The organism is Paraburkholderia sp. GV068, assembly GCF_003058125.1.
GTDB classification, from domain to species: Bacteria; Pseudomonadota; Gammaproteobacteria; order Burkholderiales; family Burkholderiaceae; genus Paraburkholderia; species Paraburkholderia graminis.
Window position 1 is genome coordinate 227,113 of record NZ_QBUB01000007.1, and the last position, 15,342, is coordinate 242,454.

Sequence of the window (15,342 nt, forward strand, 5' to 3'; positions counted from 1 at the left end):
TGGCCTTTCATTTGGCTTCGTGGATTAAAGGTCCGGAGTGCAGCCTTTCTTTTCACGCCGTGGTCGTTACTTTGACATTTCCAGAATACCGGAAACGTCATAGAATGCAAAGCACCAACAGTGATGTATTGCTCGTCATCCGCCGCAATGCCCGCGTTGACTCGCCAAACATCCGTGTGCAATTGCAAAGATCAAATAGCAAGGTAATCAGATGACCGTTGATGCAACGAAAGACGACCACAGCTTTCCGGCCGCCAGGACAGATTTTTTCGACACCGATATCGCAGCGCGCCTCGGCATGAATGGGCAACCGCCCGTGAGGATTTTGCTGCTCTACGGTTCGCTGCGTGAACGCTCGTATTCGCGGCTGCTAGTCGAGGAAGCCGCCCGCCTGCTGCAGACGTTCGGCGCTGAAACGCGGATTTTCGATCCGCGCGGTCTGCCGCATGCAGACGACGTCGACGTGAAGAACCATCCGAAAGTAAAAGAGTTGCTCGAGTTGTCGCTGTGGTCCGAAGGACACGTGTGGTGCAGCCCCGAGCGCCACGGCACGATCACCGGTTTGATAAAGACGCAGATCGATCATCTGCCGCTCGTCAGCGGCGGCATCCGCCCGACACAGGGGCGCACGCTTGCCGTCATGCAGGTCAGTGGCGGTTCGCAGTCGTTCAACTCCGTCAATCAACTGCGGCAGCTCGGACGATGGATGCGCATGTTCACCATTCCCAATCAGTCGTCGGTAGCCAAGGCGTTTGAAGAGTTCGAAGAGAACGGGCGAATGAAACCGTCCTCGTATTACGACCGCCTCGTCGACGTCATGGAAGAACTCGTGAAGTTCACGCTGCTGCTTCGCGGCCGCGCCGATTATCTCGTCGACCGGTACAGCGAACGCGTGAAGGAAGACCGTCTGCTCGACCCGGCGACCGACTTGGTGACCGACCCAACATCGCAGGCAATTACCGACCATTCGCGGAAAGAAGCACAGACGAGCAACCAATAAAGGTACGTCATGGCAACGTTCGATTCGAAGCTCGCAGTCAAGGCGCTGGCAGCGCTCGCGCATGAGACTCGCCTCGCCGTCTTCCGCCTTCTGGTTACGGCGGGCCCCTCGGGCATGAGTCCGGGCGCCATCGCCGAACAAATGGGACTGCCCGCGCCGACGCTGTCGTTCCATCTGAAGGAGCTTGCGCACGCGGGGCTTATCGAGGGAAAAAGTCAGGGGCGGTTCATCATTTACAGCGCCAGTTATGACCACATGCTGACGCTCATGGACTTCCTGATGGAGAACTGTTGCGCCGCGGATCAGGCAGAGCAATGCGACTGCGCGATCAATGAGACCCAGGCGTGGAGGAAGCCTTAGTGAAGCGCTTCTGCAGATGTCGATTTAAAACTCAATCGCGGCGAGACGTCGTCAGGAGAAATGTGTGACAGAAAACCGAAAGTACAACGTCTTGTTCCTTTGCACCCACAACTCGGCGCGTTCCATCCTTGCCGAGGCTGCGCTTAATCAGCTCGCCGGTGACCGCTTTGTCGGGTACAGCGCGGGCAGTCATCCGGGAACGGCGCCGAACCCCTACGCAATCGCCTTGCTCAAATCGCAAGGTATCGAAACGGACCGGCTGCGCAGCAAGAGCTGGGACGAATTCGCTAAAGACGGCGCGCCGCAAATGGACTTCATCTTCACAGTCTGCGACGATGCAGCCGGTGAAGTCTGCCCGATCTGGCCGGGCCATCCTGCGAAAGCACATTGGGGCGTCGCGGACCCATCGAAGGCAAAAGGTTCGGACGACGACAAGCGCGAGGCATTCCTGCAAGCCTTCGTGCAGATGAAAAAGCGCATAGAGCTTTTCACGAATCTCCCGCTCGAAAAGCTCGACGGTCTCGCCATCCAGCAGCAGATGCAAAGTATCGGCACGTCGCTGCGTGAGAAGGGAGAGTAACGATGGCGGGCAGTCAAACCGTCGCGAAAGCCGCGCGGCGCGCGCCAGGCGGCATCGGATTTTGCGAGCGCTATTTGTCGCTGTGGGTCGCGCTCTGTATCGTGGTTGGCATCGTGCTTGGCAAGCTGTTGCCCGGCGCAGTCCACACCGTGTCGATGCTCGAATTGGCCCACGTCAACATCCCCGTCGGCATTCTGATCTGGGTAATGATTATTCCGATGCTGTTACGCATCGACTTCGCGTCGCTCGGCAAGGTGCGGACTCAACTCAGGGGCATCGGCGTGACGCTGGTCATCAACTGGGCGGTGAAGCCGTTCACGATGGCCTTCCTCGCGTGGGTCTTCGTGCGGCACGCGTTTGCGTCGCTCTTGCCCGCCGACCAGTTGGACAGCTACGTCGCCGGGCTGATTTTGCTGGCCGCAGCACCTTGCACCGCGATGGTCTTCGTCTGGAGTCAATTAACGAAGGGCGACCCGTACTTCACGTTGTCGCAGGTCGCGCTGAACGACCTGATCATGGTGTTCGCGTTCGCGCCCGTGGTTGGCCTGTTGCTGGGCATCTCGAACATCGCCGTACCGTGGGATACGTTGCTGACTTCGGTGGTGCTCTACATCGTCGTGCCGGTCATCATCGCGCAGCTTGTCCGCAGGGCGCTTTTGCGCCAGGGCGAGGCGGCGTTCCAACGCGCGCTGACGAAGATCGGACCGTTCTCCATCGCGGCGCTTTTGCTGACGCTCGTGTTGCTGTTTGCCTTCCAGGGCGAGCAGATCATCGCGCAGCCGGTTGTGATCCTTCTGCTTGCAGTGCCGATCCTGATTCAGGTTGTGGTGAACGCTTCGCTCGCCTACCTGGCGAATCGGCAACTGGGCGTGTCGCATGAAGTCGCCGCGCCGTCGTGTCTCATCGGCGCGTCGAATTTCTTCGAGCTGGCTGTGGCAACGGCAATCAGTCTCTTTGGCCTGAAGTCCGGGGCGGCGCTAGCCACTGTGGTTGGCGTGCTCATCGAAGTGCCGGTGATGCTCGCAGTCGTGAAAGTCGTCAACTCGTCGCGGCGCTGGTATCAACGAGAGTCCTGAGCGAGCTCAGCCGCGCGCACAAAAAAAAGGCGCCACGTTTCCGTAGCGCCTTGAAAAGTTCTAGCCATTCCGAGGGCCGTGCTAGAACCTGAGAGACGGTATTTCGAAGAGAACCAGGCGACCGGGCGGTCACGCGAACTACGCGGTGCAAAGCATTTGATTGCCGCGGCAGACCGGGAGCCAACTCACCGCATTGGCACGGTGGAAAGCCAACGCTCGCGGCAAGAAACCGCCAACCCTGCTACTTTCTTTCGAAATGAGGTTCCATTTTTTATGGTTATGCTGACTAAGTCAAGCAAAATCTAAACAGCCGCCGCGCGCCGCGGAAAAAAATTCCGATACAATGAATAATACGAAGAAATCTGTGACAAGGCGCTCACGGCGGCGCATTGCGGCGTGCCAAACCCGCGCGCTCCGCTGTCCGTCCCGGCGCTGGTAATCTGAAATATCGTTCCACAATTTACATGAATCCACGAACGCGATCCCGCTCCGCCGCCGAGACCGTCAAGGACAAAGACGGCTCCGGCGACGAGGTCACCGCGCTGGCGCGCGGCCTGACGGTGCTGCGCTCCGTTGCCGCGGCGGACGCGCCGCTCAGCAATCGCGAGCTGACCGAAATCACGGGCATTCCCAAACCCACGGTGTCGCGAATCACGGCGACGCTCGTCGGCACCGGCTTCCTGTTCCGGCTGCCCGACAGCGAACGCTTCGTGCTGACGTCGTCGGTGCTTGAACTGAGCAACGGCTTCTTGCGCAACTTCGACATTCGCGCGCGCGCCCGGCCCTTTCTGATCGAACTCGCCGAGCGCACGCGGCTCTCCGTGCATCTCGCGGTGCGCGACCGTCTCGACATGGTGGTGATCGACGTGATCCGGCCGCGCTCGGCCGTGCTCGTGTCGCGCCTCGAAGTCGGCGCGCGCATGAGCCTGAGCCGCACCGCGATCGGCCGCGCGTATCTCGCCGCGCTCGACGAGCCGGATCGCGCGAAACTGCTGACCGGCCTGCAGGCCGCCGAAGGCGACGACTGGGGCCACGTCGGCGGCCCGCTCGAAACGGCGCTGCAGGAAACCATCGAGCGCGGTTTTGCCGTCGCGACCGGCGAGTGGTACGACGGCCTGAACGCCATCGCGCTCGGGTTCACCGGGCCGTCGGGCGAGCGCTACGCCGTCAACTGCGGCGGCTCGGCCGACCAGTGCCCGCGCGATTGGCTCATCAGCCGCGCGGGGCCCGATCTGCTCGATTGCGTCGCGCGCATCGTGCTGGAAATCGGCGGCACGCCAGGGCGCCGCCTCGACAACTGAAAGCGCCGCGCCGCCAGCCGCCCGCTTCAACCGGACCGCTGCGATCCCGTCACCGACACTGTCTCCATCCTGTAACCGGCGTAATCAAAAGAAAAATACACGGGTGGACTGTTACAGAGCGCGGGACGTAGGATCATGCATTCCTGTCGCGGGGCGCCCGCGCAGTGCGGCGCGAGGCGCCTGATACAGCCTGCCGGAGCCCGGCATGCGCGGCCTTCACCTTAGGCGCGCGGCGCAAGCCTCTTCGCTTGCATCTCCGGTAGCATCGCGGTGAATCTGCGCGGCCGGTCCGCTGTCGAGACCGCCTGTCATGCGATCCGCAAGTGTGAGCGTCAGGCACGCGCCCGGCAATCGCCCAACAAGCGCCAGGCCGCGATGCGGCACAATCGCGCGTACGCCTCACTTCCAAGCCAGTCACTGACCGAACCGATGGACGAACAACAACAGCATTCGGAAACTTCACGCCCCGCCGCTCCGGCTTCCCCGAAGTCCCCCGGCGGCGCTCCAGGCCGTCCGACGGACAAGCGGGACACACCGCCTGGCGTCGTCAAGAGCCATCGCGGCCGCAATATCGCGCTGATTGTCCTCGCGCTGCTGATCCTCGGCTTCGTGCTGTGGCGCTGGCATCCGTGGGGCTCGCCGGACGGCGCGTCGGCGCCGGGCGCGAGCGGCACGCATAGCGGCCGGGCCGGCCGCGGCGGTCCCGGCGGCATGGCCAACATGCCGCAGCCGGTTCATGTCGCGACGGCGACGCAAGGCGAAATGCCGGTCGTGCTGACCGCGCTCGGCACCGTCACGCCGCTCGCGAGCGTGACCGTTCTGCCGCAGTTGAGCGGCATCCTGCAGGACGTCTACTTCAAGGAAGGCCAGATGGTCAAGAAGGGCGACCTGCTCGCGCAGATCGACCCGCGCCCTTATCAGATCTCGCTCGACAACGCCCAAGGCACGCTCGCCCGCGACGAAGCGCTGCTGCAAACCGCGCGTCTGGACCTGAAGCGCTATCAGACGCTGCTCGCGCAAGATTCGATTGCGAGCCAGCAGGTCGATACGCAGGCGTCGCTCGTGCGTCAGTACGAAGGCACCGTGAAGTCGGACAAGGCCAACGTCGACACCTTCAAGCTCGACCTCGTGTATGCGCGCATTACCGCGCCGGTGTCGGGGCGCGTCGGCTTGCGCCAGGTCGATCCGGGCAACTACGTGACGCCGAGCCTGACCAACGGCATCGTCGTGATTACGCAGTTGCAGCCCATCAGCGTGATCTTCACCACGTCGGAAGACAACCTCCAGCAGATTCTCGAGCAGACGCAAACCGGCGCCAAGCTGTCTGTCACCGCGTACGACCGCAGCAACACGAAGTCGCTCGAAGGCGGCGCGCTCGAGACGCTCGACAACCAGATCGACACCACCACCGGGACGGTGAAGCTGCGCGCGCTCTTTCAGAACAGCAGCAACCTGCTGTTCCCGAATCAGTTCGTCAACACACGCCTGCTCGTCAATACGATCAAGGACGCGGTGATCGTGCCGACCTCGGCGGTGCTCAACGGCTCGATGGGCCAGTTCGTGTATGTCGTGAAAGCCGACAACACGGTCACCGTGCGGCCGGTGAAAATCGGGCCCGTCGACGGCGAGCGCACCAGCATCAAGTCGGGCTTGCAGGTCGGCGAGCGCGTCGTGATCGACGGTTCGGACCGCCTGAAGGAAGGCGCGAAGATCACCATTCCGGCCGACAAGCCGCGCGGCGCTTCGGGCGCGCGTGGCGCGTCGGGCGCATCGGGCGCGTGGGCTGCTTCGGCCGCTTCGGGCGCCTCCGGCGCGCGCGCGCATCACGGCAGGCACGCGTCGCAAGCGTCGCAATAAAGGCACGGCACTTACCGCATGAATCCATCCCGCGCTTTTATTCTGCGTCCCGTCGGCACCGCGCTGCTGATGGCGGCAATCATGCTGGTCGGCCTCGTCGCGCTGCGCTTTTTGCCGCTCTCGGCGCTGCCCCAGGTCGACTATCCGACCATCCAGGTGCAGACGTTCTATCCGGGCGCGAGCCCGGACGTGATGACGTCATCCGTGACTGCGCCGCTCGAGCGTCAGTTCGGACAGATGCCGTCGCTCAATCAGATGTCGTCGCAAAGCTCGGCCGGCTCGTCGATCATCACGCTGCAATTCAACCTCGATCTGCCGCTCGACATCGCCGAGCAGGAAGTGCAGGCCGCGATCAACGCAGCAGGCAACCTGCTGCCGTCCGACCTCCCCGCGCCGCCGATCTACGCGAAGGTGAATCCCGCCGACGCGCCGATCCTCACGCTCGCGATCACGTCGAAAACCTTGCCGCTCACGCAGGTTCAGGATCTCGCCGACACGCGTCTCGCGCAGAAAATCTCGCAGGTCGCGGGCGTGGGTCTCGTGAGTCTTTCCGGCGGTCAGCGGCCGGCCGTGCGGATTCAGGCGAACCCGCGCGCGCTTGCCGCGTACGGCCTGAATCTCGACGACCTGCGCACCACCATCTCGAACCTGAACGTCAACACGCCGAAGGGCAACTTCGACGGTCCGACGCGCAACTACACGATCAACGCGAACGACCAGTTGACCGACGCCGACGCCTACAAGAGCGCGGTGGTCGCGTACAAGAGCGGCCGCCCGGTGATGCTGACCGACGTCGCGACCATCGTGCAGGGTCCGGAAAACACCAAGCTGGGCGCGTGGGTCGACGGCACGCCCGCGATCATTCTGAACGTGCAGCGCCAGCCTGGCGCGAACGTGATTCAGGTGGTGGACAACATCAAGAAGTTGCTGCCGCAATTGCAGCAGTCGCTGCCCGCCGCGCTCGAAGTGCGCACCGTCACCGACCGCACCACGACGATCCGCGCCTCCGTGCGCGACGTGCAGTTCGAACTGGCCATGTCGGTCGTGCTCGTCGTGCTGGTCATGTACCTCTTTCTCGCCAACGTCTACGCGACCATCATTCCGAGTCTCTCGGTGCCGCTTTCGCTGATCGGCACGCTCGCCGTGATGTACCTGTGCGGCTTCTCGCTGGACAATTTATCGCTGATGGCGCTGACCATCGCGACCGGCTTCGTGGTCGACGACGCGATCGTGATGATCGAGAACATCGCGCGTTACGTGGAAGAAGGCGAGCCGCCGCTCGAAGCCGCGCTGAAAGGCTCGAAGCAGATCGGCTTCACGATCATTTCGCTGACCGTCTCGCTGATCGCCGTGTTGATCCCGCTGCTGTTTATGGGCGACGTGGTCGGCCGCCTGTTCCATGAGTTCGCAATCACGCTCGCCGTGACCATCGTGATTTCGGCGATCGTGTCGCTCACGCTCGTGCCGATGATGTGCGCGAAGCTGCTGCGCCACACGCCGCCGCACGAAAGCCACCGCTTCGAGGCGCGCGCGCACCGCGCAATCGACTGGGTCATCGCGCGTTACGCGGTCGCGCTCACCTGGGTGCTCGATCGCGAGCGCTCCACGCTGGTCGTCGCGGTGCTCACGCTCGTGTTGACGGCGCTGCTTTACGTGTTCATTCCGAAGGGCTTCTTCCCGGTGCAGGACACGGGCGTGATCCAGGCGATCACGCAGGCGCCGCAGTCGGTGTCGTATGCGTCGATGGCCGAGCGTCAGCAGGAACTCGCCGCCCAGATCCTGAAGAACCCGGATGTGCGAAGCCTGACCTCGTTCATCGGCGTGGACGGCAGCAATATCACGTTGAACAGCGGCCGCATGCTGATCAACCTGAAACCGCGCGACGACCGCAGCAGCACCGCAAGCGAAGTGATCCGGCAATTGCAGCAGGACGTCGCGCATATCGCGGGCGCGTCGCTGTACATGCAGCCGGTGCAGGATCTGACAATCGATTCGACCGTCAGCCCCACGCAGTATCAGTTCATGCTCACGGACCCGAACATGAGCGAGTTCACAACGTGGGTGCCGAAGCTCGTCGAGCGGCTCAAACAGGCGCCCGAACTCGCCGATGTCGCCACCGACCTGCAGGACAACGGCCAGTCGGTGTATGTCGAGATCGACCGCGCGACCGCGTCGCGTTACGGCATCACACCCGCCACCGTGGACAGCGCGCTTTACGACGCATTCGGCCAGCGCATCGTCTCGACTATCTTCACGCAGTCGAACCAGTACCGCGTGATTCTGGAAGCGCAGCCGTCGATGCAGCATTACACCGAGTCGCTGAATTCGATCTATCTGCCCTCTTCCACGTCGTCCGGCGGCCAGGTGCCGCTCTCGGCCATCGCGAAGTTCATCGAAAGGCCGGCGCCGCTGCTCGTCACGCACCTGAGCCAGTTCCCCGCGACCACGGTCTCGTTCAATCTCGCGCCCGGTTCGTCGCTCGGCGCGGCCGTGAAGGCGATCGACCAGGCGCAGAAAGACATCGGCTTGCCGGCGTCGTTCCAGACGCGTTATCAGGGCGCGGCGCTCGCGTTCCAGGCCTCGCTGTCGAACGAACTGTTCCTGATTCTGGCCGCCATCGTCACGATGTATATCGTGCTCGGCGTGCTGTACGAGAGCTTCATTCACCCGATCACGATTCTGTCGACGCTGCCCTCGGCGGGCGTGGGCGCGTTGCTCGCGCTGCTGATCACGGGTCACGATCTCGACATCATCGGCATTATCGGCATCGTGCTGCTGATCGGTATCGTGAAGAAGAACGCGATCATGATGATCGACTTCGCGCTCTACGCCGAACGTGAAGAAGGCAAGGCGCCGCGCGAGGCGATTTACCAGGCGTGTCTGCTGCGCTTCCGGCCGATTCTGATGACCACGCTCGCGGCGCTGCTCGGCGCGCTGCCGCTGATGCTCGGCACCGGCGCAGGTTCGGAGTTGCGCCGGCCGCTCGGCATCGCGATTGCCGGCGGTCTGATCGTGAGCCAGTTGCTGACCTTGTTCACCACGCCGGTGATCTATCTCGCGTTCGACTCGCTCGCACGCCGCGCGCGCGAACGGTTCAATCGCGGCGGCCCGACGGCCGGCGCGACCGACGCAGGGAACTGATGCGATGAACCTGTCGCGTCCTTTTATCTCGCGCCCCGTCGCGACCACGCTGCTCGCAATCGGCATTGCGCTGTCTGGCATCTTCGCGTTCATGAAGTTGCCGGTCGCGCCGCTGCCGCAAGTGGATTTCCCGACCATTTCGATCCAGGCGTCGTTGCCGGGCGCGAGCCCCGATACGGTCGCCACCAGCGTCGCGAGTCCGCTCGAACGGCATCTCGGTTCGATCGCCGACGTCACCGAAATGACCTCGATGAGTTCGGTCGGCTCCGCGCGCATCACGATGCAGTTCGGCCTGAACCGCAATATCGACGGCGCCGCGCGCGACGTGCAGGCGGCCATCAACGCCGCGCGCGCCGACCTGCCGGCGAGCCTGCGCAGCAACCCGACGTACCACAAGGTGAATCCCGCCGACGCGCCGATCATGATTCTCGCGCTGACGTCGAAAACGCTGACCGCCGGCCAGTTGTACGACTCCGCGGCGACCGTCCTGCAGCAGTCGCTGTCGCAAGTCGAAGGTGTCGGCGAAGTGGACGTGAGCGGGTCGGCCAATCCCGCGGTGCGCGTCGAACTGGAACCGCAGGCGCTGTTCCACTACGGCATCGGTCTCGAGGACGTGCGCGCCGCGCTCGCCGCGGCCAACGCGAACAGTCCCAAGGGCTCCATCGAGTTCGGCGCGAACCGCGTGCAGATCTACACGAACGACCAGGCGAGCAAGGCGTCGCAATATCGCGACCTCGTGATCGCGTATCGCAACGGCTCGGCGGTCAGACTCTCGGATGTCGCCGAAGTGGTCGATTCCGTCGAAGACCTGCGCAACCTCGGTCTCTTCAACGGCAAGCGCTCGGTGCTCGTGATTCTGTACCGGCAGCCGGGCGCGAACATCATCGAGACAATCGACCGCGTCACCGCGATGCTGCCGCAACTGCACGCGTCGCTGCCCGCCGACGTGGACATCACGCCGACCGCCGACCGCTCGACCACGATCCGCGCGTCGCTCAAGGACACGCAGTACACGCTGATGATCGCCGTCGCGCTCGTCGTGATGGTGGTGTTCCTGTTCCTGCGCAACTGGCGCGCGACGCTTATTCCGAGCGTGGCCGTGCCGATCTCGATCATCGGCACGTTCGGCGCGATGTATCTGCTCGGCTTTTCCATCGACAACCTCTCGCTGATGGCCTTGACCATCGCGACCGGCTTCGTGGTGGACGACGCCATCGTGGTGCTGGAAAACATCTCGCGTCATATCGAGAACGGCGTGCCGCGCATGAAGGCCGCGTTCCTCGGCGCGCGCGAAGTCGGCTTCACGGTGATGTCGATCAGCATCTCGCTCGTCGCCGTCTTTCTGCCTATCCTGCTGATGGGCGGCATCGTCGGACGGCTGTTCCGCGAATTCGCGCTGACGCTGTCGCTCGCAATCGGCGTGTCGCTGATCGTCTCGCTCACGCTCACGCCCATGATGTGCTCGCGCCTCTTGCGCGAGCCGCACGAACAGAAAGAGGAAGGCCGCTTCGGGCGCTGGCTCGAACGCGGCTTTGCGTCGATGCAGCGCGGCTACGAACGCACGCTCGGCTGGGCGCTGCTGCATCCGCGGCTGATCCTGATGGTGCTGCTCGCGACCATCGGCCTCAATGTGTGGCTCTACATCATCGTGCCCAAGGGCTTCTTTCCGCAGCAGGACACCGGGCGGCTCATCGGCGGCATTCAGGCGGACCAGAGCACGTCGTTCCAGGCGATGAAAGGCAAGTTCTCGCAAATGATGGACATCGTCGGCAAGAATCCGGCGGTGGATAGCGTGGTCGGTTTCACCGGCGGCCGGCAGACCAATTCGGGCTTCATGTTCGTCTCGCTGAAGCCGAAGAGCGAGCGCAAGATTTCCGCCGATCAGGTGATCCAGCAACTGCGCGCGCCGCTCGGCGACGTGGCGGGCGCGCGCACTTTCCTGCAAGCGGTGCAGGACATTCGCGTGGGCGGTCGGCAGTCGAATGCGCAATACCAGTTCACGCTGCTCGCCGATTCCACGCCCGACCTGTACCTGTGGGGACCGAAGCTGACTGAGGCGCTACAAGCGCGCAAGGAACTGGCCGACGTCAACTCCGACCAGCAGCAAGGCGGCCTCGAAGCGATGGTGACGATCGACCGCGCGAGCGCCGCGCGCCTCGGCATCAAGCCCGCGCAGATCGACAACACGCTGTACGACGCGTTCGGCCAGCGCCAGGTGTCGACGATCTACAACCCGCTCAACCAGTATCACGTTGTGATGGAAGTCGCGCCGAAGTACTGGCAAAGCCCGGACATGCTCAAGCAGGTCTACATCAGCACGTCGGGCGGCAGCGCGAGCGGCGCGCAGACCACCAACGCGCCGGCCGGAACCGTGACGAAGGAGACCACGTCCACGTCGTCGTCCACTAGCGCTTCGGCGGGCGGCACGGCGGGCACGACTGCATCGAGCGCCGCCTCCATTGCCGCGGATTCCGCGCGCAACCAGGCGATCAACTCGATTGCGACGAGCGGCAAGTCGAGCGCATCGTCGGGCGCGGCGGTGTCCACATCGAAGGAAACGATGGTGCCGTTGTCGGCCATTGCGAGCTTCGGGCCCGGCAACACGCCGCTCTCGGTGAATCACCAGAGCCAGTTCGTCGCATCGACCATCTCGTTCAATCTGCCGCCCGGCGTGTCGCTTTCCACGGCGACCGACGCGATCTACCAGACCATGGCCGAGATCGGCATGCCGGCGACGATACACGGCAGTTTCCAGGGCACCGCGCAGGCGTTCCAGCAGTCCATGTCGGATCAGCCGATCCTGATTCTGGCCGCGCTCGCCGCCGTGTATATCGTGCTCGGCATTCTGTATGAGAGCTATATCCACCCGCTCACCATTCTGTCGACGCTGCCCTCGGCGGGCGTGGGCGCCTTGCTCGCGCTGCTGCTCTTCAAGACCGACTTCAGCATCATCGCGTTGATCGGCGTGATTCTGCTGATCGGCATCGTCAAGAAAAACGCGATCATGATGGTGGACTTCGCAATCGAAGCGTCGCGCCACGGCCGCTCGTCGAGCGACGCGATTCGCGAGGCGTGCCTGTTGCGCTTTCGCCCGATCATGATGACGACCTTCGCCGCGATGCTCGGCGCGTTGCCGCTCGCGTTCGGACGCGGCGAAGGCGCGGAGTTGCGCGCGCCGCTCGGCATTGCGATTGTCGGCGGGCTCATCATGAGTCAGATGCTCACGCTCTACACCACGCCGGTGGTCTACCTTTATATGGACCGGATTCGCGTGCGGTGGGAGTCGAGGAAGGCGCGCAGAGGCGGTGTCGCACCGTCTGCGTGAGGTTCTTGCATGGGATGCGCGGCGGGCTTTGAAGCCGGGCAACGCTAAAGCTTCTGCTCCATCGCGAGCAGAAAAATGCGCTGCCATTGCTTTGCCTGCCGCTCGTTCTGCATCGGCAGCAGCCACAGGCCGTGAGCGGCGTCCTTCACCTTCAGCGCGAGTTGCCATTGCGTTTCGCGACGCTCGACATCCGCGCCAAGCAGATCCGCGAAGATATACGCGCCGTGCTCAGCGCCGACGCGAATCTCGCAGAAGCGCTGACCCGCTGCGAGCCGCACCGAGCCCCAACTGCCGTCGAGCGCATGCGTCCAGTTGCCGTCATGAATATTCGGCGCGACTTCCTTGCGGCGGCGCAGCCAATAGGCGAGCGCGGCCATCAGCAGCAGCGCTACCAGCACGGCAACGCCCACGGCGACCGCCGTCCCCGCCGCCGCCTGTAACGCGTCGAACGCACGCACGGCGCCATACACGAGCGCGATCAGCGCAAGTAGTGCAATCAGAATCGGCATCGCGAACTCTCGACAAAAAGCCTTATTGCTTGTGCGCCGCGGCCCAATCCTTCACGGCCTTCAGCGTGTTCTCGACATGCTTTTCGGGCGAAAGGCTCGTGTATTCGTAGATGATCTTGCCGTCCGGCGCGATCACGTACGACACGCGATTGGCCATCGAGCTATGCATCGGCAGGCCCGCGTCGTAGGCGCCGATCACCTTCGACTCCGCGTCCGCCGCCACCGGGAATTTGCTGCGGCACTCGCTGACGGAGAACTTCGTCAACGTGTCGATGTTGTCGTGCGACACGCCGATCACCGTCGCGCCGTATTTGCTGTATTCGTCGACGGCCTCGGCGAATTCATGCGCCTCGATCGTGCAGCCCTTCGTGAAAGCCGCCGGGTAGAAGTACAGCACCACCGGTCCTTTCTTGAGCTGGTCGGCGAGCGAATACGTGTACGTCTTGCCGCCGAGCGACGCCTGCGCGGTGAACTGCGGCGCGGTGTCGCCGGGCTTGAGCGTCGCGCCCGCGGTCAACGACCAGGCGGCGCATGCCACCGACACGGCAGCGGCCAGCACGGCGGGCAGGAGTTTTCGTTTCATCGGCTGATCCTTTGAGCGTTGCGTTGATGCACGGCGTCTCCCTCGCAAAGGAGTCCGTCGGCCTTGTGCTCTATTGGACCACGTACGCGAAAAACACGCGCGGAACGCAGCGCCGCATGCAGCAATCGGCGCCGGGCAAAGAACCAGGGGCAAAGAATCAGGCGGCTTCCTGCACATGCGCGCCGAACCACGCGGCCGCCGACAGATTCAGCTCGGCCAGTATCTCCGGCGTGAGCGCGGCGAATTCCGGCGGCGCATCCGCCGAGCGCGCGATCGACGCCGCGTCGGCGCCCTCGCCGGCCGCCTCCGCGATACGCAACAGCATGCCGAGCGGCCCACGCAGTTCGACGATCGCCTCGCGGATCTGCGCCGCGAGACCGAGCTTCTCGAGCACGGCCTTCGGCGTCGTGCCGAGCAGCACATGGACGAGCGAAAAGATGCCGGTCATGAACGCGGCGTCGGCAAATTCGTCGTCGGCGGGACGCATCCAGCTTGCCGCCAGCTCCATGAAGCGCGAGCGCGTGGCCGCCAGTTGCACAAGCGGATCGGCGCGCCACGGCAGATCGCCGCTGTCCGCGTAAAGCAGCAGTTGCGCCCAGCGCGCGATCTGCCGCGTGCCGGTCGCGATGATCGCCTCGCGCAACGACGCGATATTGCGTCCGAGACCAAACGCGCTCGAATTGACGAGCCGCAGCAGTTGCACGACCACGCTCGGATTCAGCTTCAGTTCGGCTTCGAGTTCGACGATGCCCGCATCGCGCGAAAGCAGCGCGAGCAGACGCAGCAAACCCGGCCGCGGCGAGCGGTTGCGCGGCGCGGCCAGCACTTGCGGCCGCGCGAAAAAATAGCCCTGGAACAGATCGAAGCCGAGATCGCGAGCCAGCGCGAAGTCTTCGCGCGTCTCCACTTTCTCCGCGATCAGCGTCTTGCCCTGGCCGCGCATCGCGGCCGCAAGCTCGGGCAAATGCGCGCGCTCGGTCTGCAAAAAGTCGATCTTGACGATGTCCGCATGCGGCAGCATCGCGAGCAGTTCGTCGGACAGCGCGGTCACGTCGTCGAGCGCGACCTGGAAGCCGCCGCGCCGCAGCTCGCCGAGCCGGCGGCCGAGTTGCGCGTCGAACTGAACGGTTTCGAGGATCTCAAGCACGAAGCGCTCGGGCGGCATCACATGCACGATGTCGTCGAACAGCATGGTCCGGTCGATGTTCACGAAGCCGCGATGCGGGCCGAGCACGGCCGGCACGCCGATTCCGCCGAGCGCGCGCGCCACCACCTGCGCGGTCGCCTGCGCGTCGTTGGTCACCTCGGCGTAATTGTGGGCGCCGGCCCGGAACAGCAGCTCGTACGCGTTGAGCGCGCCCTGGCGATCGAGGATCGGCTGCCGGCCCAGATAAACGAACTGCGGGGCGGCAGCCGCGTCGGGATCGTCGCCGGACGCGTCGCGCACCTCGATGCGCCGGGCGGAGGCCCTGACCAGATGTAGTTCAGACATGGATCGTCGATGCAGCTTTCGAAGGACTGCACGGCAGCGGCGCGCGCCACCGCACAGGGGGTTTGCCGTATTAACGGACGTGAGGCAACCGCACTTTAACGGAATCGGCGGTTGGGAA

Annotated in this window: 11 protein-coding genes; 8 read left to right on the forward strand and 3 right to left on the reverse strand. The window is 63.9% G+C overall.

Features of this window, described 5'->3' with window-relative positions; genetic code table 11:
- Nucleotides 1–211 precede the first annotated feature (211 nt).
- From arsH to C8K18_RS16865, 8 genes are all read left to right on the forward strand, one after another.
- Entirely contained in the window at nt 212–1,000 is a 789-nt protein-coding gene (gene arsH / locus C8K18_RS16830) for an arsenical resistance protein ArsH (protein WP_006052954.1), read from the forward strand.
- Nucleotides 1,001–1,009: 9 nt separating this feature from the next.
- Nucleotides 1,010–1,360 (forward strand): helix-turn-helix transcriptional regulator, encoded by a 351-nt coding sequence (locus C8K18_RS16835; protein ID WP_006052955.1) that lies wholly within the window; start codon nt 1,010–1,012, stop codon nt 1,358–1,360.
- A gap of 64 nt (nt 1,361–1,424) precedes the next feature.
- Entirely contained in the window at nt 1,425–1,940 is a 516-nt protein-coding gene (locus C8K18_RS16840; RefSeq protein ID WP_107708390.1) for an arsenate reductase ArsC, read from the forward strand.
- Nucleotides 1,941–1,942: 2 nt separating this feature from the next.
- Nucleotides 1,943–3,016 (forward strand): ACR3 family arsenite efflux transporter, encoded by a 1,074-nt coding sequence (arsB, locus tag C8K18_RS16845; protein WP_107708392.1) that lies wholly within the window; start codon nt 1,943–1,945, stop codon nt 3,014–3,016.
- A 464-nt stretch (nt 3,017–3,480) separates the two neighbouring features.
- Entirely contained in the window at nt 3,481–4,317 is an 837-nt protein-coding gene (locus C8K18_RS16850; protein WP_107708394.1) for an IclR family transcriptional regulator, read from the forward strand.
- A gap of 429 nt (nt 4,318–4,746) precedes the next feature.
- Nucleotides 4,747–6,174 (forward strand): MdtA/MuxA family multidrug efflux RND transporter periplasmic adaptor subunit, encoded by a 1,428-nt coding sequence (locus C8K18_RS16855; RefSeq protein WP_107708396.1) that lies wholly within the window; start codon nt 4,747–4,749, stop codon nt 6,172–6,174.
- A gap of 18 nt (nt 6,175–6,192) precedes the next feature.
- Entirely contained in the window at nt 6,193–9,315 is a 3,123-nt protein-coding gene (locus C8K18_RS16860) for an MdtB/MuxB family multidrug efflux RND transporter permease subunit (RefSeq protein ID WP_107708398.1), read from the forward strand.
- Nucleotides 9,316–9,319: 4 nt separating this feature from the next.
- Entirely contained in the window at nt 9,320–12,640 is a 3,321-nt protein-coding gene (locus C8K18_RS16865) for an efflux RND transporter permease subunit (RefSeq protein WP_107708400.1), read from the forward strand.
- A 44-nt stretch (nt 12,641–12,684) separates the two neighbouring features.
- On the opposite strand, the gene C8K18_RS16870 is transcribed toward C8K18_RS16865, so the two are convergent.
- The 3 genes from C8K18_RS16870 to C8K18_RS16880 form a co-directional block, all read right to left on the reverse strand.
- Nucleotides 12,685–13,149, reverse strand: coding sequence for a hypothetical protein (locus C8K18_RS16870; protein WP_107708402.1), 465 nt, complete (start codon nt 13,147–13,149; stop codon nt 12,685–12,687).
- A 22-nt stretch (nt 13,150–13,171) separates the two neighbouring features.
- The gene (locus C8K18_RS16875) at nt 13,172–13,732 is read right to left on the reverse strand and encodes a peroxiredoxin (protein ID WP_006051082.1); all 561 of its coding nucleotides are present in this window, start codon (nt 13,730–13,732) and stop codon (nt 13,172–13,174) included.
- Between the two features lie 157 nt (nt 13,733–13,889).
- On the reverse strand, nt 13,890–15,224 hold the full coding sequence (locus tag C8K18_RS16880) for an EAL and HDOD domain-containing protein (protein WP_107708404.1): 1,335 nt from the start codon (nt 15,222–15,224) through the stop codon (nt 13,890–13,892).
- Nucleotides 15,225–15,342: the final 118 nt, after the last annotated feature.